General features: G+C 53.7%; 22 protein-coding genes. 18 read left to right on the top strand and 4 right to left on the bottom strand.

Annotated features, from left to right (window positions below):
- Window positions 1-281: 281 nt before the first annotated feature.
- From BN1969_RS16200 to BN1969_RS16190, 3 genes are all read right to left on the bottom strand, one after another.
- Window positions 282-590, bottom strand: a complete 309-nt coding sequence (locus BN1969_RS16200) for a late competence development ComFB family protein (RefSeq protein WP_050625222.1) — start codon at window positions 588-590, stop codon at window positions 282-284.
- 84 nt (window positions 591-674) lie between these two features.
- The gene (locus BN1969_RS16195) at window positions 675-1,412 is read right to left on the bottom strand and encodes a late competence development ComFB family protein (protein ID WP_050625221.1); all 738 of its coding nucleotides are present in this window, start codon (window positions 1,410-1,412) and stop codon (window positions 675-677) included.
- Window positions 1,412-2,215, bottom strand: coding sequence for a ParA family protein (locus tag BN1969_RS16190; RefSeq protein WP_050625220.1), 804 nt, complete (start codon window positions 2,213-2,215; stop codon window positions 1,412-1,414). Before BN1969_RS16190 ends, BN1969_RS16195 begins: the two co-directional genes overlap by 1 nt.
- Window positions 2,216-2,452: 237 nt before the next feature.
- Here BN1969_RS16190 and fliD point away from each other — a divergent pair, with 237 nt between their 5' ends.
- From fliD to BN1969_RS16175, 3 genes are read left to right on the top strand one after another with little or no spacing between them, the layout of a single operon-like run.
- On the top strand, window positions 2,453-5,011 hold the full coding sequence (fliD, locus tag BN1969_RS16185; protein ID WP_050625219.1) for a flagellar filament capping protein FliD: 2,559 nt from the start codon (window positions 2,453-2,455) through the stop codon (window positions 5,009-5,011).
- Between the two features lie 31 nt (window positions 5,012-5,042).
- Complete coding sequence (locus BN1969_RS16180; protein WP_050625218.1) at window positions 5,043-5,417, top strand: flagellar export chaperone FliS; 375 nt, start codon at window positions 5,043-5,045, stop codon at window positions 5,415-5,417.
- Between the two features lie 14 nt (window positions 5,418-5,431).
- Window positions 5,432-5,824 carry a hypothetical protein gene (locus BN1969_RS16175; RefSeq protein ID WP_050625217.1) on the top strand — a complete coding sequence of 131 codons (393 nt, stop codon included), beginning with the start codon at window positions 5,432-5,434 and terminating at the stop codon, window positions 5,822-5,824.
- A gap of 64 nt (window positions 5,825-5,888) precedes the next feature.
- On the opposite strand, the gene BN1969_RS16170 is transcribed toward BN1969_RS16175, so the two are convergent.
- A complete protein-coding gene (locus tag BN1969_RS16170) occupies window positions 5,889-6,728 on the bottom strand; it encodes a C39 family peptidase (RefSeq protein WP_242850368.1) in 840 nt (279 codons plus the stop codon).
- Between the two features lie 79 nt (window positions 6,729-6,807).
- Between BN1969_RS16170 and BN1969_RS16165 the strand changes: the two genes are divergently transcribed.
- From BN1969_RS16165 to BN1969_RS16090, 15 genes are all read left to right on the top strand, one after another.
- Window positions 6,808-7,512, top strand: coding sequence for a cell division ATP-binding protein FtsE (locus tag BN1969_RS16165; protein WP_050625216.1), 705 nt, complete (start codon window positions 6,808-6,810; stop codon window positions 7,510-7,512).
- A gap of 70 nt (window positions 7,513-7,582) precedes the next feature.
- Window positions 7,583-9,394, top strand: a complete 1,812-nt coding sequence (locus tag BN1969_RS16160) for a methyl-accepting chemotaxis protein (RefSeq protein ID WP_077138792.1) — start codon at window positions 7,583-7,585, stop codon at window positions 9,392-9,394.
- 146 nt (window positions 9,395-9,540) lie between these two features.
- Window positions 9,541-11,373 carry a pilus assembly protein PilM gene (gene pilM / locus BN1969_RS16155; protein ID WP_050625215.1) on the top strand — a complete coding sequence of 611 codons (1,833 nt, stop codon included), beginning with the start codon at window positions 9,541-9,543 and terminating at the stop codon, window positions 11,371-11,373.
- Window positions 11,366-12,127, top strand: coding sequence for a hypothetical protein (locus BN1969_RS16150; RefSeq protein WP_050625214.1), 762 nt, complete (start codon window positions 11,366-11,368; stop codon window positions 12,125-12,127). Before pilM ends, BN1969_RS16150 begins: the two co-directional genes overlap by 8 nt.
- Before the next feature lie 162 nt (window positions 12,128-12,289).
- On the top strand, window positions 12,290-13,288 hold the full coding sequence (locus BN1969_RS16140; RefSeq protein ID WP_147577138.1) for a tyrosine-type recombinase/integrase: 999 nt from the start codon (window positions 12,290-12,292) through the stop codon (window positions 13,286-13,288).
- 389 nt (window positions 13,289-13,677) lie between these two features.
- Entirely contained in the window at window positions 13,678-13,893 is a 216-nt protein-coding gene (locus BN1969_RS16135; protein WP_242850367.1) for a DUF6870 family protein, read from the top strand.
- Between the two features lie 165 nt (window positions 13,894-14,058).
- Window positions 14,059-15,756 (top strand): recombinase family protein, encoded by a 1,698-nt coding sequence (locus BN1969_RS16130; protein WP_050625211.1) that lies wholly within the window; start codon window positions 14,059-14,061, stop codon window positions 15,754-15,756.
- The gene (locus BN1969_RS16125; protein ID WP_050625210.1) at window positions 15,737-17,452 is read left to right on the top strand and encodes a recombinase family protein; all 1,716 of its coding nucleotides are present in this window, start codon (window positions 15,737-15,739) and stop codon (window positions 17,450-17,452) included. The genes BN1969_RS16130 and BN1969_RS16125 overlap by 20 nt, the downstream gene beginning before the upstream one ends.
- Window positions 17,449-17,796: a recombinase family protein gene (locus tag BN1969_RS16120; protein ID WP_050625209.1), complete on the top strand. Its 348-nt coding sequence runs from the start codon at window positions 17,449-17,451 to the stop codon at window positions 17,794-17,796. Before BN1969_RS16125 ends, BN1969_RS16120 begins: the two co-directional genes overlap by 4 nt.
- A gap of 258 nt (window positions 17,797-18,054) precedes the next feature.
- Window positions 18,055-18,759: a helix-turn-helix domain-containing protein gene (locus tag BN1969_RS16115; protein ID WP_050625208.1), complete on the top strand. Its 705-nt coding sequence runs from the start codon at window positions 18,055-18,057 to the stop codon at window positions 18,757-18,759.
- Window positions 18,756-19,586 (top strand): ATP-binding protein, encoded by an 831-nt coding sequence (locus BN1969_RS18355; protein ID WP_050625207.1) that lies wholly within the window; start codon window positions 18,756-18,758, stop codon window positions 19,584-19,586. The genes BN1969_RS16115 and BN1969_RS18355 overlap by 4 nt, the downstream gene beginning before the upstream one ends.
- Window positions 19,587-19,628: 42 nt before the next feature.
- The gene (locus BN1969_RS18350; protein ID WP_050625206.1) at window positions 19,629-20,501 is read left to right on the top strand and encodes a ParB/RepB/Spo0J family partition protein; all 873 of its coding nucleotides are present in this window, start codon (window positions 19,629-19,631) and stop codon (window positions 20,499-20,501) included.
- Window positions 20,502-20,513: 12 nt separating this feature from the next.
- Window positions 20,514-21,002, top strand: coding sequence for a hypothetical protein (locus BN1969_RS16100; protein ID WP_050625205.1), 489 nt, complete (start codon window positions 20,514-20,516; stop codon window positions 21,000-21,002).
- Complete coding sequence (locus BN1969_RS16095; protein ID WP_050625204.1) at window positions 20,999-21,559, top strand: MT-A70 family methyltransferase; 561 nt, start codon at window positions 20,999-21,001, stop codon at window positions 21,557-21,559. Before BN1969_RS16100 ends, BN1969_RS16095 begins: the two co-directional genes overlap by 4 nt.
- Complete coding sequence (locus tag BN1969_RS16090; protein WP_050625203.1) at window positions 21,552-21,863, top strand: DUF5720 family protein; 312 nt, start codon at window positions 21,552-21,554, stop codon at window positions 21,861-21,863. Before BN1969_RS16095 ends, BN1969_RS16090 begins: the two co-directional genes overlap by 8 nt.
- Window positions 21,864-21,939: the final 76 nt, after the last annotated feature.

Here is a 21,939-nt window from a genome sequence, read left to right as displayed (position 1 = left end):
AAAAACGGGGGAAAGCGCAAGGAAATTGCCCTGTTCTCTTAACCACTTCGGGTGGGAAAAAGGCGAGAGTCCCACCCCGGGGGGAAGGGTCCACCAGCGGGAGGGGCGGGGGGCGCTGGGGCCCCCCCGCCAATATGGCGGGGGGCCTCAGTTTGTCAAAAAAGCGCTCCTGCGGAGGTCCGGCGCCCACAGGCGGCGGATAACGTTTGATGCTGCCCTAAAAGTGACTCCGCCACTTTTAGGCAGTCGCAGGCCCCACCAATATGGCGGGGCCTGCTGTGTCAATGACGCGGGTTGTCCCGGATCAGCTTGACTGCATTGCTGAGGGCGGCGAGCACATCTGTGCGGTTCTGAGAGTCACAATTCTTCAGCTTGACCATCATACGCCCGGTATCCGTCACCACATACTGCGGGGGCAGATGGTTCAGCGCATAGGCGATCACATCAGATTTACAGATGTCGCAGTAGCAGCAGCCGTCCGCCTCCAAGATCCTATCTACATGCTGCAGCACGATATCCTCCATCAGATTATGGTAATTCAAGCCCATTTCCACATTCCCCTTCTTTTGAGAAGCGATCATATTCTTCATGATCCATATCCTCTGCACACTAGAGGGAGGATCGATCTGTAGGCCGGAAAAAGCGAGGATCGCTGGGGAAATAAAAATTTTCTGTCAGCGAGAGCCGGCGGGCAGGATATGCCGGGGGGAGTCCATCACAGATTTGCAGGCCCAGATGATCTGCCTGGTGATCTCGCTGTCATACCGGGCCCGGTACACACTGAGCTTGGTGGGGAGCAGATCTGGCGGAAACACGGCATATTGGGCCGGGAGCCGGGTGAGAGCCAGTGCCTCGGCGTCCGCCAGACAGCGGGGACAGCTGCAAAGACCAAACAGCTTTACATAACGTTCCAGCTTTTCCGCCACCAAGAGCTGCATCACATTGAAGAGCTCTGCGCCGTCTGACAGCTCTGTGGATGCCTGCTCCGGCACGGAAGGAGAGGGAGCGGGAGCAGAAGGAGTGGGGGGCGGAGTGTCCAAAACCTGGGGAGAAGCCTCTCCCTCCGCTGCGGAAGCGGGAGATGCAGGAGGGACCGGAGAGGGGGCGGCAGTCTGCTCCGAGGAGGCCAGCTCCTCCTGAAGTGCGGATTCCAGCGCAGTGTGGATGCTCTCTGACAGCGCAGCATTGTTGCTGCGGGCCACCTCCAAAATGGGCGGGGAGAGACGGCGCGCAGCAGAGGACGGAGCCCCCGGCACGGACATGTCTGAAGCAGGGGGGGCAGGCTCCAAAGGGGCGGGGGGAGGTGCTTCCCTGGGGGGCGGCACCGCGTCCGGCTTTACCTCCGGCGTGCCGCCGGAAAGAAGATTCAGCACATGGGCCGTTTTGCTGCTTCGGCTGTTTTTGCCCGCCATCACACATCCCTCCCGGGCCCATCCTGATGGCTCCTGCGGGGAAAGGCGGCGCCGGCCAGCTCATCACACAGACACTCATAATCCTGGGAGGGCTTGGAGTGGGGAGAGTAATCTACGATGCTGATCCCGTGAGCCGGGGCCGCCGCCACCGAGACGCTGTTACGGATCTTAGTCTGGAATACTCTGGTATCCAGCTGTTCCGCCATCTGCTGGGAAAGCTCCAGCATTTCCCGATTGAGATTCAGCCGGGGATTAAAACGGGTGAGCAGAATGCCCATGACCCGCAGGCGGGAATTATAATACTCCCGCACACTGTCAATGGTCTCTTTGATCTGGGAGACGCCCAGCAGGCTGAGTACCTCCGGCGCCATGGGAATGATCAGGCCGTCAGTGGCGACATAGGCGTTGACGGTCAGAATATTAAGGGCGGGAGGAGTGTCGATGATGATGAAATCATATCGGTCCTGGAGCTTTGACAGGGCGGTTTTCAGCAGAAATTCCCGCCCCGGCTTCTGGAACTCCAGTTCGGCTGCGGAGAGAAGGATATTGGCTGGAAGAAGATCGCAGGTATCTGTAGGGGAGACGGCCTGTTCAGGGGAAGCGGTCCCGCGGAATACATCGTAGATCGTGACGCAGTGCTCAATATCAAGACCGAGGCTGAAGCTCAGACTCCCCTGCGGGTCCAGATCCACGCCCAGGACCTTGGCCCCGCGGTTATGCAGGGAGGACAGAAGGGCGCAGGCAGTTGTTGTCTTTCCGACGCCGCCTTTCTGATTGGTGATCGAGATAATAGTTGGTGACATACCCCTTTACTTCTCCTTTCGTCAGTTCCGGAAAAGCCTGTGCGCAGTCTGGCATAAGGGCGCCGCAAGAAAATGCGGTATCAGCTCTTAATTTTTGACGATTCCGGACGATATAAAAAGCGAGGTAGTAAGGAGTAAAAACGATGTGCAAATTGATTTTACTCAAAATAAACTGGATTGTCAATCTATTACAGTGCTGTCCTGGGGGGACAGCCGTGTCAAAGGAGTGAAGGAAACATGGCATCGATCGGAAGCTTGACTGGCAGCACCTCCAGCGGAAGCATTTATGGAAACAGAAATTCCAACATCATCTCCGGACTGGCCAGCGGACTGGACACGGAATCCATGATCGAGGGAATGGTCCAGGGCTACCAGCAGAAAATTTCGGGACTGGAGCAGAACCGCACGGTGCTCCAGTGGCAGCAGCAGGCGTACCAGAGCATTTCCAACAAACTGGTGGAATTCGCACGGAAATATGCCTCTTATACCTCCAGCACAAACCTGCTCAGTTCCAGCTTTTTCAACAATGCGGTGGTGACCACCCCCAATGGGACGTTTTCCAATCTGGTGACTGCCTCTGGAAAGACCAGCAGCAATGTGGTGCTCAATGCGGTGGCCCAGCTTGCCACCGCCGCCCGCTATACGGTCAACAACTCTCTGGGCGCGAGTGCGAAGGACGGTCAGATCACCGTAGAGGGTGAGAAGATCGATCTGGGGAAGGAGATACAGGTCAGCACCATGAGCGGATCGCTCACGCTGACTTATGGAAATCAGAACATCACCCTGGACTTCGGGGAGCTGGAGGATTTTTCCGGAAAAGACGGAAAGCTGGACTTGGATAAGTTTAAGGAAGCGGTAGAGAAAAAGCTGGCCGACCAGAAAATCACCACTTCCAGTGGAAATGTGGTCTCTGCCTCTGAGGTGATCGGGGTAGAAGTGGGACCTCATGGGATCGGGTTCAGCGACAAATCCGGTGCCGGGAACAGCATCTATATCAGCGGAGCTTCCGGGGACTTCAAGGACATGGTGATGGAGCTGGAGGATACCATCAGCGGCAAATCAAGTAGCATCCGGCTGGATACTGACAAAGCCGTGACCGAACGCGTATCCACAACAGAGTATCTCCGGGACAAGCCCCTTACCATCACCCTTAACGGGCAGACCAAGCAGATCAAAGTGGGCGAGGTGACACCGCAGAATGGTGAAACCTATATCAAGGCATTTGCACGCACTCTGAATGAGTCCATTGCGGACGCCTTTGGCGCCGGAAAGATCACCGTGGGAACGACAGATGCGAACAACGCCCTCACGTTCCAGGTGGCCAATGGAAACACCCTGTCCGTCAATTCCTCGGTCAACGAGCTGCTGGGCCTGGGGGAGAATGGCCTGACCTCATATCTGGATACCAGCCGGACGCTGGGTGATCTGCTGGGAGAGGATATGAAGGGTCTGACTGCCCTGAGAGGCGAGGGACTGGACGGCGGAAACAAGCCCATCGAAAAGGATGGGAAATATTATGACACAGCGGGAAATCTGGTGGATCAGGATGGCAACCGGATCGACAGCGAGGGAAACAAGCTCTATTCCATGAAAATCAACGGGGTCGAGATTGGGACCTATACCAAGGACACCGCGCTGGAAACTGTGATCAACGGCATCAACAGCAATACAGAGGCGGGGGTCAACGTCAGCTATTCCAAACTCACCAACCAGTTCGTCTTTACAGCCAAAGAGACGGGCGAGGGCGGTAAGATCGAATATGGGACTGTGGATGGACAGGGAAACGCAACGGATCTGGCGGCCGCCCTGTTCGGCGGCGTAACAAATGAGAATGCTCCCGGGTATGTGAAAGGACAGGACGCCATATTCCAGGCCACCATCAACGGTGAGACCATGACATTCACACGCAGTTCCAACACCTTTGAGGCGGATGGAATGAATATCACCTTCAGCGGAACGTTTAATGCCGCAGATGGTGTGGGAAAGGACCCCATTACCAGCGAGGAGCTGAAGAATAAAAAGCCGGAGGACCTCTTCAAAACAGACGGTGAGGGCGTTACCTTTACCAGCAAGACGAATGCGGACACCATTGTGGATGCGATCAAATCCATGGTGGAAGATTACAACGCCATTGTCTCCGAGGTGAAGAAGGCGTACTCTGACATGCCGCTGGAACAGTCCGACGGCTCCAAGTACAAGCCCCTGACCGACAAGGACAAAGAGGGGATGACGGAGAGTGAGATCAAGGCCTATGAGGAAAAGGCCAAGACCGGGATCCTCTTTATGGACCGGGACCTGTCCTCTCTGTATAACGCACTGCGCAGCGCTGTTGCGCCAGGCGGTGCAGATGGCTCCTTCCTGCGCTCCATCGGGATCAAGACCAGCTATGAGGACGGACTGACCACCATCAGCCTGGATGAGACTGCGCTGCGGGAGGCTCTGGAGACCAACCCGGACCAGGTGCGGGATGCCTTCACCAAGAGCAAGGACAACGGAGCGGCCACAGATGGTCTCATGACGATGATTCAGAAGGTGACGGACCGCTATGCTGCCACGACTGGAGATGTAAAGGGCATCCTGATCGAAAAGGCGGGATCGCAGTACTCTCCCACAGCGGCACTGGACAATACACTTTTGAATCAGATGAAAGAGATCGATGAACAGATCGAAAAATGGCAGGATAAGATGTCCAACAAAGTGGACTATTATACCAACAAGTTCACTCAGTTGGAGGTCCTGATCCAGCAGATGAACTCCCAGAGCTCCACACTTTCCGGTTTAATGGGAGGCTATTGAGCCGGATAGGAGAGAAAGGATTCCAACACCTATGGATATGAGAGGATACCAACGCTACCGGGAGGACTCGTTAAGCACCATGACCCAGGGAGAGCTCCTGCTCCTGCTCTTTGACGAGCTGGTGAAGCGGCTGACCCAGGCAGAGCTCGAACTGGAGCGGGAGCATTATCCTGCTTTTGAAGCGGCAGTAGACAGAAGTGTAAAGATCATCCGGTACTTGGATGACACGCTGGACCGCCAGTATCCGATCAGCCAGAACCTGGACCGCCTGTATGAATATTTCTGTTATGAGCTCAGCCGGGTCAAAAATGGAAGGAACCAGAAGGAGCTTTCCCGGGTCAAAGGAATGGCGGCGGAGCTGAGGGACAGCTTCCGACAGGCGGATAAAAGTCAGACGGACCGCTGAAGGAGAGACAGAAGATGCTGAGCAAACAGGAGCTTGACGCAGCCTTGGCGGCAGAACGGGCAATGTATCGGGCCCTGTCCGAGGTGCAGGATATCACCCGGGAGCTGCTGGATGCGGTAGACCGCCAGGATCAGGTATCGGTGCGGCTGTTTTTGAGCATGCGTCAGGAGCAGATCAACCAGCTTAGAGATCAGAAGGAACTGCTGAAAAAGCAATGTGGCGGACTGCCCAAGGAAGAGGGCGATCTGCTGCGCCAGATCCTGTCCGGAAAAAAGCCGGCGGGAGTGGAGGGAGAGGCCCTGTCCCTCCAGGTGGAACGGAACCGCGCGCTGTTAGAGCGGACGCTTCAGGCGGACAAGGCTCTGAGCAGGCGGCTGGCGGGGAGAGAGTCTTTTTACCAAAGCTGAGTCAGGCCGCTGTTTGGTGGAAAAAGCCCTCTGCCGGCATCTTGCCGGCAGAGGGAGCTTGATGTCATTTTAGGGTGGAGAAGCGCCAGAGCGGCGCACCGGAAGAGCGGCTTTGGGATAGCTCCGCAAGGATCACTTCCGGGTCCCACGCGGCCAGGCTGCGCTCCCGGCTGTTTGGATCAGCCACCAGGATTTTCCCATCCAGCGTGACCCCGCGCAGGAGAATAAAGTGCCCGGAGCTGGTAAAGTGACCGCTCCCCATCAGAGCTACAAAGATGTGCCCGGAGGAGAGATCCTGACGCAGTTCGCCAGGGGAGAGGTCCGGGACGGACTCAGCACTGAGCCCATATGCCTGGGAGACCCCCTCTACGATGGAGAGATAAGAGCCGCTTCCGGGCGCACAGTAGCCGTGCTCATAGGCCCACGCTGCCATTTCCTCCGGGTCGATGTCCTGATCGGTCAGAGAGGAGACCAGCATAGACAGGGCGGTGGGACCGCACCCATAGCCGGAGATCGGATCTGGTCCAAAAGGCCGGCTCGCCCAAGGCTCCTCACCCTGATTGTAATAAGTCAGCGCCACTGTGCCGCCGGTCAGGATCTCTCTATCGGCCCGGACGACGAACTCTGTAATGTTGGCGTCCTCCATCGGCGGTGCCTCCGAAATGGCAGGATCACCGGCAAGCTGGCTAACAGGGGCCTCTTCCGGTGTGAGCCGGTCCAAAAGTCCGGCACCGGCGGTGCGGACGGTTTGAAAGAGCCGGGAGGCAGGGGCTGTGATCCTCTGAAAGAGGGCTGGGTCGGCATAGGCGCAGACCGCCAGCTCGGTCAGACCGATGCACAACAGGGCCAGCAGGCCCCAGAGGACCAGCCTGCGCCTGAAATGAGACTTTGATCGACGGGACAAAAAAACCACTCCTCTTTATTTGATTATAGCAAATCCGGGCCCTGATGTATAGAGAAAAAGGGGCGAAAAGGAGCGTAGTATGCCACAGATCCGCTTGGAACAGGTGAGTAAATATTATCAGCAGGAAAAGAAAGCGGTTCCCGCGGTGAGAGAGATCGACCTTACCATTGAACAGCAGGAATTTGTCTTTGTTACCGGCAGCAGCGGCGCAGGGAAAAGCACTCTGCTGAACCTGATCGCGGGGGAGATCACTCCCACTGCCGGAGCGGTTTATCTGGACAATGTACCCATAGGGCAGCAGCGCAGATTCGGGCATCCCAGAAAGGCGGGCTGCATCGGCTATGTGCCGCAGATCTCCCAGCTGATGAGAAAGCGGACCATTGAAGAGAATCTGGCCATGGCATCCATGATAGGGCGGGGGCGGAGAAAGGTGCCGATGGAGGAGCGCATTCGGAAGGCGCTGTGTATGGTCGGACTGAAGGATGTGGAGAAACGGTATCCGGTGGAACTGTCACTGGGAGAGTGCCGCCGGGTGGAGCTGGCCCGGGCCATCATCAACAGCCCATCCGTGCTGGTGCTGGACGAACTTACCGCAAGTCTGGACGAGGACACTATATGGGATCTGTTTCACTTGATCGGAGAGCTTAACCGCCTGGGTACAACGGTAATCATGGCCACGCACGCCAAAAACTTTGTAAATCTCATGCGAAAGCGTGTGATCACTCTGGTGGACGGGAGGATCTTTGGAGATGTGAGAAATGGAAGGTATGGAGATGTGATGTAGAAAGAGCAGAGTATCGCAGGACTGATCGAGATAAATATAAAATAGATAATAGATAAAGGAAGTAGTTGCCATGCTGAAAAATATGAAGGTCAAAAAAAGTCTGATCCTGGGATATGGGATCACTATTGTGATTTCTGTAGCGCTCATTATTGCCTCCCTCATGATGATGAACAATCAAAGGGGCCAGTATGAGACGCTTATGAATGAAGATGTGGAGACCAATATGGCCATCCTGAATGCGCGGGTCAATGCCATTACGGCGGGCCGGAACTACCGTGATGCGCTTCTGGTCCCCGAAAGCAGTGCCAACGAAAGCCTGATCGCGCAGGCGGAAGCGGCTCTGGAGGCGATGCAGACCTATACCAAAAGCCTGTATGAGACATGGCCCAGTCAGATCGAGGACCAGTCGCTGCTGGAAAAGTATGACAGCATTAACAGCGAGTGGAGAGCGGTTGCGGAAAAGATCATGGGCCTTTACCAGCAGTATCGCAGCACCGGGAATGAGCTCTATCTGGAGCAGGCAAAAGAGATCATTTACAATGAGGATACCCCGCTTCAGACAGAGATGGGGGATGCGGCCACTGAACTGGATACTTTTTTGGAAAAGAGCATGGCCGAGGAGCGGACCAGAATCGAGAACAGCGTGAAGGGAACTTTCTTTGCGATTATTGCCGCTATGGTGGCTGCTACCATCGGTGTTCTGGTCCTGGCGTTTGCGCTGATCCGGAATGTGACCGGCCCCACAGAGGAGGTCCGCAACGCCCTGGTGGGCTTTAGCGAGGGCAACATGGATATCCCGGTCACATTTAAAAGCAAGAACGAATTGGGCGATATGTGTGAGGCCCTGCGTACCAGCCAGCATGTTTTAAAAGAAGTCATTGCGGATGAGTGCTATCTGTTGGAAGAGATGGCCAACGGGAATTTTGACGTACATTCCAAAAACGTGGACATGTATGTTGGCGTACTCCAGTCCGTTCTCAAGTCTGTCAGGGTCATCAATGGAAACCTGAGCGATACCCTGTCTCAGATCGGTGTCAGTGCGGAGCAGGTGTCTGCCGGTTCCGAACAGGTGTCCAATGGGGCCCAGGCGCTGGCGCAGGGCGCTACTGAGCAGGCCAGCGCAGTCCAGGAGCTCTCCGCTACCATTTCTGATCTGGACCAGAAAGCACAGGAGAATGCGGAGACTGCCAGAGTTGCCAAGGAAAAGGCGGACCAGGCCGGCGGAAAGACCCAGGCCTGCAATCAGAAGATGCAGGAGATGCGCCAGGCCATGAGCGACGTGCTGAAGAGCCAGACAGACATTGGAAAGATCATTGAGACCATTGAAAACATTGCCTTCCAGACCAATATTCTGGCGCTGAATGCGGCAGTGGAAGCTGCACGGGCCGGCTCTGCCGGAAAGGGCTTTGCCGTAGTGGCGGATGAGGTGCGGAATCTGGCTTCCAAGTCGGACCAGGCGGCCAAGCAGACAAAGAAGCAGATCGAAAATGCCATTGCTCATGTGGAGCGGAGCAACGCTCTGGTGGAAGATGTGGTAAAGAGCATGGAGGAGACTGTGGAATATTCCGGTACTGCCATTGACTATCTGGATCAGCTGGCGGAGAATTCCATTGCCCAGTCCGAGTCGATCGCTCAGCTGACCACGGGCGTGGATCAGATCTCTGCTGTGGTCCAGACCAACTCCGCCACCAGCGAGGAGTCTGCAGCCGCGAGTGAGGAGCTCTCCTCCCAGGCGGTCGTCATGAAGCAGATGATCCAGCGCTTCCGGCTGAAGGAAGGAAGTGCCAGAACTGAGGAGCCCGCTGTCGGCCAGTGTGAGCCCGCCATTCCGGTCGGTGGGCTGGAGCTGTCCCAGGGAGAGAACCGGTTCAGCAAATACTGAGTGCCGGGAGCTGTGCGAAAAGAAAAAAGGGGCACAGCCAGGACCTGAAAAAGAATATTCGGCAGATAGATAAACAGGCGGGGTGGGGAGGTTGTCTTAAAAGAAATTTTAAGATAGCCTTCCCGCTTTCGTAAGGGGGTAATTCCATGGAAGAGACCAGCAGACACTCGGACCAGGAACAGGATCTGATCTATGCACTGGACATTGGGACCAGAAGCGTGATCGGGCTGTTGGCCCGGCAGGAGCAGGATAAAATGCGGGTCCTCGAAGTGGAGAGGCGGCCGCATGAGAGACGTACCATGCTGGATGGACAGATCGAAGATATCCGGCAGGTGGCAAAGGTAGTCTCCGAGGTGACGAAGAGCCTGGAGGAGCGGAGCGGGAGAAAGCTGGAGCGGGCTTGTGTGGCTGCGGCCGGCCGAGCCCTGAGAACGGAGCGGGGAGAGTACTGTCTGGAGCTCTCCGCTCCGGAGATCGTGAAGGGAGAGCGGATCAGCCAACTGGAGCTGGAGGCGGTGGCAGCGGCGGAACGCACCCTTCAGGATAAGGAGCAGGAGCAGAGGATGTTTCTGGTGGGGTACACTGTTACACAGCTTCGGCTTGACCATTACCCCATGACCAGCTTGGAAGGACACACAGGGCAGGTGCTGGAGGCGGCCGTGGTGGCTACCTTTCTGCCCAGCGAAGTGGTGGACAGCCTGTACGCAGTGATGGTGGAGGCGGGACTCGAGGTGGCGAGCCTGACCCTGGAGCCGATTGCGGCCCTGAACGCAGCCATCCCGGAGGACATCCGCCTGCTGAATCTGGCGCTGGTGGATATTGGAGCCGGGACCACGGATATCGCTCTGTGCCGGGATGGAGGCGTTGTGGGCTACACAATGGCTACGGTGGCCGGGGATGAGATCACAGAGGCGCTGATGCGGGCGTGCCTTGTGGACTACCACACTGCGGAGCGGATCAAGATGCAGCTGGGGAAGGGGGCACCCATTTCCTTTGAAGACGTGGTAGGTGTGGAGCAGAGCTGTTCGGACGAGGAAATTTTTTCTATGATAGAGCCGGAGGTCCAGCGGCTGGCCGATGAGATCGCCCGCCGGGTCCTGGAATTGAATGAGAGACCGCCTTCCGCGCTGTTTCTGGCTGGCGGAGGCAGCAAACTGGCAGGACTGAGCGGACGGGTAGCAGATGCGCTGCAGATGGACCGAAAACGGGTAGCTGTGGCCGGACGGTACTTCCAGAACAGCGCCTGCTCCGATATCCAGGACCTGGACGATCCGGAATATACCACACCTTTGGGCATCGCGGTCTCAGCAGGATTGGGACTGATCAGCGACAGCTATCGGGTCGTGCTCAACGGGAAGCCGGCAAAGTTGTTCCGGAGCGGGAGGGTGACAGTGCTGGAGCTTCTGATGATGAATGGCTTTACCCACAGCGACCTGCTGGGCCGGAGCGGAAAGAGCCTGATGCTCTACCTGGATGGGAAACGGACTGTATTTTATGGAGAACCTGCCCTCCCGGCGAGGCTTGCGATCAATGGAGTGGAGGCAAAGCCCTCCCAGATAGTCCATGCGGGAGATGTGATCCAGTTCGAGCCGGCCAAGGCGGGAAAGGATCAGGAACTGAACGCGGGTCAGCTGAGCCGACAGCTGGGAGTGGGAGGACTGGCGTGCCAGGGAAAACTGCTGGCGCCGGACACTCCTCTCAGCACGGGCGACAGCCTGGAAACCGTGCAGGTATCTGAAAAGGGGCCGGAGAAGGAGAAGGCAGCTGGGGCGCCAATACAGATCGAACTTAATGGCAGACCGCTCCCCCTTCCAGGGAAGGCGGATGGTACGCCCTACTATTTGATGGACCTGCTGGAGCGGTCCGGAATCGACTTCAAACATGCAGAGCGGCCGGTGCGGCTTACAGTGAACGGTGCGGACTGCACCTTTCAGCAGCGGCTGAATGATGGGGATAGAGTGGAGATCCAATATGAGTGATCGGATGGAACAAGGAAGCTGGAGAAATCTGGCGGGAGGCGTACTGACGCTGTGCCTGACCCTGACGGGATGCGGCGGAGGAGCCGAGCCGCCCGACAATTATGGGATCGGATCAGATGCACTGCCCGCGTTGACCAAGCTGGTGGCCCTGGGCAGCGAAATGACCTGTTCGGTGCAGGAGAATACACAGGCCGGCGGGGACCAGGACACAGATGAGGCCCAGGGACAGCCGACCTATGAATACTCCGGGCTCGAGTCCGGAAACCAGGTCGCGGCAGAATATGTGCAGATGTTGGAGGACAATTATGACTGCTCCATTCTGGGCAGCAGAGACGCCCCAAAGGAGGAGCCTGACTTTCAGGCGGAGAGGGGGGAGGTGACGGTAGGAACAAAGTGTGCAGAAGGGGACGGAATCTTTGCCCTGGAGATCAGATGGCAGACACAGTCCTGTTCTATCACGCCTGTTCTGCTGGAAGGGGCGGAAGAGGAGGCAGAGTCCCTTACAGTTGAGGAGGCGGTGCACTTTCTGGAAGAGATGCCTCCGGAGAGGCTGGGACTGAGCGGCAGTGATATGAGTTCCTATCTGTTGTTCCCGGAGGAGGGGATCGTGATGGTGGACGGGATGCCCTGCTACTGCATCAATGCTTACGGAAGAGAGGATCACCAGATCCTGGATACCTACCTGGTATCAGAGGATGGGAGCGGATTGTACCGGCTTGACCGCGGGGAGGATGCAGTCTCAGCGCTGACATAAGGGGGCGGAAGGACTGCCTGAAAGCGGGATAGAAGTTCAGGAGAAAAGTGATGCGTTGGGCTGATGCCCTTTTTCCGCAGTGGGTCCGCAGAACATCAGTAAAATTTGATCGCGAAGAATTTCGATGCATGGACAGCGTGATAGAAAAGATGCTGGTCAGTTTTGGCACTGACGCAGGGGACGGCGGGCACTGTTCAAGGCGGTCGATGTTCAGACTGCCTGGGAAATTATTTTTCGGCAGAAGAAAGTGCAGGCTGTCGGACAGGCATTTATAAAAGAGGAAAAACTGGGTGGGACGATATGGATCATCAGATACAATATCCGGGGAATATGGCGGAAGGCACTTTGATGCCGCAAAATGATGCAGTCAAACTGACACCAGAGCTCATTGACAGCTTCGAGGCATACATGAAAAATAAGGGAATGGATCAGGGCTCCATTAAAAGCTACAGACAGGCGGTGGAGATGCTGTATCAGTGGCTGCCGGAAGAGAAAGTGATGGACCGGGATACACTGAGGCAATGGAGCGAGAACCTTCAAAAGGAATCGTATGCGGTCCGCACGATAAACCGATTCCTCTCTGTGGGAAATACCCTGGCGGATTTCCTGGGGCACAGGGAATTTCAGATCAAGACCCTGATGGTGGATGCGGACGAGGTGCTGCCGGAGCTGACGCGCAACGAATATTTGCGTATGCTGCAGACGGCAAAGGCGTTGAAGAACGAGCGGGTCTATTTTTTGATAAAGGTATTTGCTAATGTTGATCTTCCGGTGCAGCAGGCATCCAAGCTGACAGTGGAGGCCGCAGAAGAGGGAAAACTGGTGATAAACAGAGGCGGCGGGAGAGAGATCATCCGTCTCCCAAAGTGCCTGTGTCAGGAGCTCTTGTCCTATGCAAAGCGGAGCGGGATCACAACAGGCCCCCTGTTCCTGACCAGACAGAAAAAACCGATGCGGAGGACACAGATTTCCGACAGCATCCGAAGAATGTGTCTGGAGGCTAAAATACCAGAAGGAAAAGGAAATCCCAGGTGTCTGCGGAAGCTGTATAAAGAGACCATGCGGTCTATTTATGCCAACATGGATTTCCTATTTGCGAAAGCCTACGAGCAGATTCTAGATCAAGAACAATTGATATACGGATGGGAAGAGAGTGTTTGAATCGGGGAGCAAGTGTACGGACAGGACAAAAGGCACCTTGGGCAGGATGATACGAAGGTTTAAACGGAGTGGCGCGGTGTGAGCGAGCCACTCCTGTTTTCCATATTAGGAACAGGCTTTCCCTGCATAAGCATCAAATGAGGGACCGCCCAGCCTTTCCAGGGGCTGGACGGCCCCTCATTTGACGCTTAGGATCTGCAATCTTCATTTTGACAGATATTTGATACCCTCTGCACCCTGAGGGGATAGTGCTGTTGGATATAAAAAGTAATATGGACAGGCTGCCTCTGAATAGCTATAAGACACAAGCGAACAGAAAGGTTGTGCCGAGATTGAGTGAATATGAATTGGATGCGCTCCAACAAATTGACCTTGTTGCTTTGGAGGCTGTGGATGTCCAAACAGTATCCCCTGATGATCTGGTCGATTTGAAGGATATCCAAATCGACCCTTCCCTTCCGAAGGAGGAGCGGATCGCATCTTTTATCCGACAGGTTAAAAATCCCTATTGCTACAAATGCGGAAAGATCGTGGTGAAGGTGGGGTTTGAGGAAGGAACGACCCTGGAGGAACAGCTGAAGACGATCTTCTCTACTATGATCTAGCCAGCTCCGCCTTGAGGTACAGCTTTTTGGATCTGTCTGTTGCCGAAACCTGAAATTTAAGCTGGACGCCGCGAGGCGGTGTTATAATGTGTCTGGAGCGGATCAGAAAATACAGCACGCATAAAGGTTTCTGCGAATTGGATGGTCCATTGGGAGGAAACCTTTATGAGTGCTTTTTTTGCATCATCAACTGCATCACATGGACAGATCTGGGATGTAGATATCTATGTGCGCGCATCCCGCGAGGACGGCGACAAGGAACAGAGCGAAACCATTAGCAACCAGATCACTATGCTGACCGATTTTGTCCATGGGAGGCCGGAGCTCCGGCTGCACGAGATCCGCAAAGATGACGGTATTTCCGGTGTGACCTTTGACCGTCCGGGCTTTCATGCAGTCATGGACGATGTGCGATCCGGCGCAGCAAATTGTGTGGTAGTCAAGGACCTCTCCCGGTTCGGACGGAACTATATCGAAACCGGTAAATACCTGGAAGAAATTTTTCCCTTTATGGGGGTCCGCTTCATTGCTGTCAATGACAATTACGACAGCATGGCGGAACGCTCCGCCGCAGACGATGTGGTGCTGCCCTTCAAAAATCTGGTGAACGACACCTATGCCAAGGATATCTCCATCAAGGTCCGCAGCAGCAAGGCTGTAAAGCGCAGAAATGGCGATTTTGTCGGTCCCTTTGCTGCCTATGGCTACTGTAAGGACCCGGAGAATAAAAACCAGCTCATCATTGACGAAGGAGCCGCCGAAACTGTTCGACAGATTTTCAGCTGGAAGCTGGATGGTATGAGCGCCCAGGCTATCGCGGACCAGCTCAACAGCAAGGGCGTACTGTCTCCCATGGAGTATAAGCAATCCATTGGGTTGAACTTCAAAACCAGCTTCAAGCTCAACAAAATGGCGAAATGGACCGCTGTGGCGGTGCTCCGCATCCTGAAAAACGAACTCTATATGGGGACAATGGTTCAAGGCAGAGAAACGACGCCCAATTACAAGGTCAAGACCCGTATTTACCAGCCTCCGGAAAAGTGGAGCCGTATTGCAAACGCCCATGAGCCGATCATATCTCCAATGATCTTTGCCCGCGTCCAATACTGCCTTTCCCTGGATACCCGTTCCGCCCCCCACAGTAAGCAGGTCTATCTATTTTCCGGGCTCCTGGTCTGCGCGGACTGTGGTCAGCCGATGATCCGGCATCCGGTTCAGAGAAAGGGAAAAGAGTACATCTACTATGTCTGTTCCTCGGCCAAATGTGGAAAAAAGTGTGAGAACCACAATATCCGGGAGGACTATCTGAAGGAAAGTGTGCTGGTCTCCATTCAGGCGCGCATCCGCAGTGTGATCGACCTGGAAAACTTGGTTCGCTATGTGGATGCACTTCCCTTACAGCAGCGGGAGATCATCAGGCTCCAGGCCCAGCTCGCCCAAAAGCAGGAGGAAGCAGAGCGGTACAAGAGGCTTTTTCGCTCCCTTTATGAACGGCTTTCAGAAGGCATTTTGACCCAGAATGAATTTTTAGAGTTCAAAGCAGTCTATGCCCATCGTTGCGACGAGGCAGAGCGGGCGGCTGGCGCGCTTCAAAGGGAAATCAAGGCGGCAACAGCGGGAACCAGTGGAACCTTTCGGTGGATCGAAGACTTCAGGGAACATCGAAACCTGACGAAACTCACCAGAAAAGTGGTTGTCATGCTGATAAAGCAGATCAAGGTCTACAAAGATCAGCGCATCCACATCCAATTCTACCAAGAAAACGAATGCCGCTGTCTGGCTGAGCGGATCATGTCAGCCGCCGACGGCCAGCCTGCGGCTGATTACAGGAAGGGGGATAAGGATGGCGAGGACCAGCCGTAAACAGATACATCAGCAGACAGACCTTGCTCAGGCCCCTAAAACCTATCTGGGCGGCGCTTATCGCCGCCTTTCTGTGGAAGATGACCGCCACCGGGACCGCCACTCTCTGGAAAACCAGGAAAACATTATTCTGGACTTTTTAAAAACCCATCCTGATATCCGTCTTGTGGAGGTCTACACCGATAACGGAGAGACCGGAACCAAGTTTGACCGGCCGGATTTTCAAAGGATGATGGAGGATGTGCGTTCCGGGAAGATCAACTGCATCATCGTCAAGGACCTCTCCCGCTTTGCCAGGGACTTCCGGGAGGCTGGGCACTATCTGGAACAGATCTTTCCCTTTTTGGGAGTCCGCTTTATCTCTATCAACGATCACTATGATTCCAGTGATCCGAAGCCTGATAAGGAAGGAATCGCCATTCCCGCAACGAACTTGATCAATGAGCTGTATGCCCGTGATATTTCCCAAAAGGTCAACAGCGGCCTGAAAACGCTGCGAAGTGCGGGGAAATTTGTGGGTGCCCTGGCGCCTTATGGGTATAACAAATCCCCCCAGGATAAGCACCAGCTTGTGGTGGACCCTCCTGCAGCAGAGGTCATTCGGAATATTTTCCAATGGCTCCTGGATGGCTGGAGCGACTGCCAGATCGTGTATCATCTGAACCAGCAGGGGATCCCCTCGCCAGGACAATACCGCTATGAGCAGGGCCTTCTAAAGCATGAGCGATATGAGAACTGTGGTCCTTGGAACCGGACCGCGATCAAAAGACTGGTCCGGAACCGTGTCTATGCTGGAGATATGGTACAAGGGAAACGGAGCAGCTCTTATTTCAGCCGCCCTGGGCCAAGGCCGGAAAGCGATTGGGATATCGTAGAGGACACCCATGAAGCGATCGTGAGCAGGGAGACCTTTGATGCGGTCCAAAATCTTCTGAAGGACCGGACGGACTTGTTTAAAAAGCGGGCCGAGAAAAATAAGGGACTGACTTTCCATCAAAATCTTCTGCGTGGCGTGGTGTACTGCGGTGGCTGCGGCCGTCCTATGGAGCGCCTTTATTATCGCTCCGGCAGACACAAGAAAGGAGAACGCCATGTCTATTACTATACCTGCCAGACCTTTACCAAGCGATCCAAAAGTCTGTGTGCCAGAAATATGGTTTCGGAGAAAGAGCTGCGGGAGGCGGCCCTTTCTACGATCCAGGCTCAGATCCGCATTGCCGCCGACTTGAAAAGGATAGCAACGGAGGTGTGGGATACGGGGGAAACCAAAGACCAAATCGCGGATATGGATGCCGAGATCCGGACCCTTCGACAAAAGCTCGCCCGCAGCAGCACCCTAAAACGCGGCATCTATGAGAACTACATAGAAGGCGTCTTAAGCAAGAGCCAGTATCTCTCTGCCAAGGAAGAATACACAAAGACGGAGGCGGCATTCCAGCAGCAGATCGACGCCCTCCTGAGTCAGAAACGCTGCATGGCCGAACACCTGACTCTCAATAACAGATGGCTGAAAGACTTCCTGAACGATGAGAGGGGTATGGAGCTTTCTCAAAAAATGCTGGCCGGTCTTGTGCAGCGGATCGATATATTTGAGAAAAAACGGGTGAGGATCACGCTGAAATTTCAGGATGGATACCATCTGCTTACTGATCATTTGACGGAGAGAGCTCATAGCAGAGAGAAGGTGGCGGGATGAATGAACTGTTTGCTCCCCCGGAAAGCGGCCTTTTGATCTCCTATCTTCGAGTGTCTTTGGAGGATGAAAACACAGGGGAATCGGAGAGCATTTCCAATCAGCGGGATTTGATCGGCTGCTATCTGAAGCAGCATCCGGAATTTACAGCCTACAAGGTCATGGAAGTGGTGGATGATGGACACAGTGGGACCAACTTTGACCGTCCAGGCATCAAACGCGTGTTGGAGCTGGTACGGCAGCGGAAAGTCGCGGCCATTCTTGTCAAAGATGACTGTGTAATAATAGAACCAACACAGAAAGACCTTGAAAATCAAGGCTTTGTGGCTGGTTCTATTTGTTTTTGACCCGAAACAAAGAGAATTTTAATTATATAATGCAATCTGCGCCGCTGGCAGCGTAACGGAGGAAATGCCAGATCAGAAAAGAATAGTATTGAACATAGAGCGGTTATCTGCCGTCAGGAGAAATCCTGGCTGGCGGGTAACCGCTCTTTTTTTGTTTCTGCCGTTACTGGCAGAAGCAAAAAGTAAGCAATGCAAGGAGGTTGTGTGAAGTGAAAAATATGTTGCTAACGAGTACAGCGCCGTAAGGAGGTGGTTGAGATGGCAGTTTTCCGGGTAGAGAAAAACGCCAATTACACAACCATGTGTAACTACCATCTGAGGGATCAGACACTGAGTCTGAAAGCAAAGGGGCTTCTCTCCATGCTTCTCAGCCTGCCGGATACATGGCACTACTCTGTGAGAGGACTTGCGGCAATCTCCTTGGAAGGTGTAGACGGTATTCTCACCGCGCTGAAAGAGCTGGAAACACATGGCTATCTGGAACGCCATCAGCTTCGTCAACCGAATGGTCGCTTGGGACAGACAGAGTATGTGATTTTTGAAAAGCCGAGAGTACAGCCGTGTATGGATTCACCGTGTACGGAAAAGCCGGATACGGTAAGCCCGAATACGGTTCCGCCGGATACGATAACTCCCGCACAAAGAAGTAAAGAAGGATCAAGTAAAGAACAATTAAGTACGGATGAGAAGGCAAAAACAGTATCACAACCCTCTCGTCATCGGTACGGAATGTATCAGAATGTACTTCTTTCGGACGAAGAATTGCAAAAACTCCAAACTGAGTTTCCAGCAGACTATCAGAGCCGCATTGAACGATTGTCGGAATATATGGCTTCCAGCGGAAGGCACTATAAAAATCATTTAGCTACCATCCGCAGTTGGGCAAGACGGGATTCCAAACAGTCCAAACTGCCCGCCTACAGCCATGATAACTACCGGTACAAGGAGGGAGAAAGTTTATGAATACAATGTACGATTTTCTGGATCGTATTCAGGTTCAGAAAGAACCTGGGCCGCAGCAGTATCTCGGCGAAGATGGACTCCTCTATTGTGGGAAATGTCATACGCCGGTTCAATGTCGGATCACATTTGAGGGCAAAGAACGGCTCATGCCCTGTATCTGTAAATGCCAGAAGGAAGAACGGGAACGGCAGGAACAGCGCATGAAGGAGGAAGAACAGCTGCTCTACGTTCGCCGTCTGAAAGCGGCAGGTATTCAGGAGAGACATCTTCAGGATTGGACATTTGCGTCAGCGACAGATACTCCCAGCATCCAGATGGCGAAACGGTATACGGAAAATTGGAAGAAAGTCAAGGCGGAAAACCTTGGCCTTTTGCTTTGGGGCGATGTTGGAACAGGAAAATCATTCCTGGCCGCTTGTATTGCTAATGCATTGTTGGAAAAAGGTGTTCCCGTCCTGATGACCAATTTTTCCAAAATCCTAAACCAGATGGGTGCCATGTATTCGGATGAGCGGTATCGCTATATTGCTTCTTTCAACCGCTTCTCTCTGCTGATTATTGATGATCTTGGAATTGAGCGGAATACCGAGTATGCGTTGGAACAGGTTTACGCTGTTATTGATGAACGCTATAAGACAGGGCTTCCATTGATTATCACAACAAACCTGACGATCAGCCAGCTCCGTAATCCTGAAGATGTGGCACACGCCAGAATTTACAGCCGGGTACTGGAGATGTGTACGCCGGTACACGTTCCGGGGCATGACCGGCGAACTACGATTGGAAAATCAAAGCAGGAACTGGTCAAAGAGGTGCTGTTCTCATAATAGAAAAACGGCTGTACAGCCGGGAAAGAGAGGGTTTTATGAATGCCTGTAAAAAAGTCTGAACGGATTCAGGAGATTCCGCTCTCTGAATTACACCCGTTCAAAAATCACCCTTTCCGGGTGGTGGATGATGAAGCCATGCAACGCACAGTAGAAAGCGTGGCACAATTTGGCGTGTTGGCTCCAGCACTTGCCCGCCCCCGTCCGGAGGGCGGATATGAATTAGTGGCAGGTCATAGGCGTATGAGGGCTTCGGAACTTGCCGGACTTGAAACCATGCCAGTGATTGTCCGGCAGATGGATGATGATACCGCAACCATTGCCATGGTGGACTCCAATCTTCAAAGGGAAACGCTTCTCCCCAGTGAGCGTGCTTTTGCCTACAAAATGAAGATGGATGCGATGGCTAGAAGGGCTGGAAGACCGTCTAAGGAAAATTCCGGCCAAGTTGGCCGGGATTTTCAGGGAAAAGAGTCCAGAGAGATTATTGCTGAGCAAACCGGTGAAAGCGCCCGTCAGGTTCAGCGATTTATCAATTTGACCAATCTGATCCCGGAGCTTCTGGATATGGTGGATCGTAAAGAAATTGCATTCAACCCGGCGGTGGAATTATCTTTTCTGAAAAAAGAGGAACAGCAAGGTTTCCTGGAAGCTATGGATTACGGACAGTCCACTCCATCGCTGTCTCAGGCACAGCGGATTAAAAAGCTCAGTCAGGCAGGTATATGTACCCAGGAAGCTATGAACACGATTATGAATGAAGAGAAAAAGAGCGAATTGGATACGGTCACGCTCAAGAATGATGTACTCCGCAAGTATTTTCCACGCTCTTATACTCCAAAGCAAATGCAAGATACGATTATCCGGCTGTTGGAACAATGGCAGAAAAAGAGACAGCGGGATCAGTCAAGGTAAAGGAGAACAAATATGCTTAACAAAAATGAAATGAATTGTAAAGCCAATGCTGCGGACGTAGATGTGGACTTGCTGGTGGCAGGTATCGGAGAAATGTTGGATGGAATCCGGCACTGCCTGAAAGCCACCGATCTGCACAGCAGTTCAACAGACAGCGATTACATTCTGATGGTTGCTGCGCTTCCAGGGAAAGGTATCCAGGTGAAGGACGTCACCGAATGTTTTGATGTGCTGAAATGTTTCGGCACAGACGATTCCGTGATTCAGGCTCCGGACTGTGATTTGCTTATGAGCTATGATGAACGGCAGGTTCTGGTGCTGGATGGTCGGAAATATCTGGTCGGCCCTGCTATCTTCTATGATGTGGACGGTGACGGTGAGGACGTTTCTGTGACTGCAGAGGACATTTACGATGTACAGCGCATGGTCGCTCACCGCACGGTAATTCTTTGTGCCGACGGGCAGGACTTTCCGGCGCTTCTGCTGAATGGTGAGGTATGAAGAAATATGAGCTGATTTATGTCGATCCGCCCTGGCGTTACCGCAGCGGCAAGGTACAGGGAGCCGCAATCAATCATTACGCTACAATGTCAGATGAGGAACTATATCAGCTTCCCGTTGCAGAAATTGCGGCAGATAATTGTGTATTGCTTCTGTGGGCAACCTTTCCAAAGCTCCCGGAAGCCCTTCGGCTGATTGAAGCGTGGGGCTTCCAGTACAAGACAGTCGGCTTTGTATGGGTAAAGACAAATCCATCCGGAAACGGCTTTTTTCTCGGCCTTGGCTGGTGGACACGCAGTAATGCTGAGATATGTTTGCTGGCAGTCAGAGGGAAACCAAAACGTCAATGCGCCGGTATTTCTCAGCTGATTATCAGTCCCAGAGAGCGGCACAGCAAAAAGCCGGATATTGTTCGTGATCTGGCAATTTCGCTGGTGGGCGATGTACCGCGCATTGAGTTATTCGCAAGGGAAACGTCTCCCGGCTGGGATGTCTGGGGAAATGAGGTGGATTGCAGCATTACGCTGACGCAATCGGAAGGAGATGCACATGAGTAACGGAAAAACCATTGGTGAACTGATGGAGGAAATGCGTCTGAAAGCTGGCGCAAAGGAGTATCACGGACATGAGTATATGGCACTGGAGCGCTTTGCTGACGATACCCGCCATATGATTATCTTTGATGTTCTGACAAAAGATTCTCCTGTTGGATGGCAAGGTGAGCGAACCCGTTTGTTTTTAACGGATGAAGGGTATCGAAAATCCCTCGAAAATCAGGAAAAAGGTCACATCAAGATTTTAAGCCATGCCCGTGTAGTGCAGGGACACCTGCATTACGATAAAAAAGAACAGATTCGTTGATGCCGGAACGGTAGTTTTTCTACCTGATCCGGCATCTTTCATTTTCCCCGATTCCGTGTTCGGGTTAAGGAGGTGG

This window comes from Clostridium phoceensis (assembly GCF_001244495.1).
GTDB classification, from domain to species: Bacteria; Bacillota; Clostridia; order Oscillospirales; family Oscillospiraceae; genus Lawsonibacter; species Lawsonibacter asaccharolyticus.
Note: the sequence above shows the minus strand (reverse complement) of the source record. Positions and strands in the feature narration are given on the sequence as shown.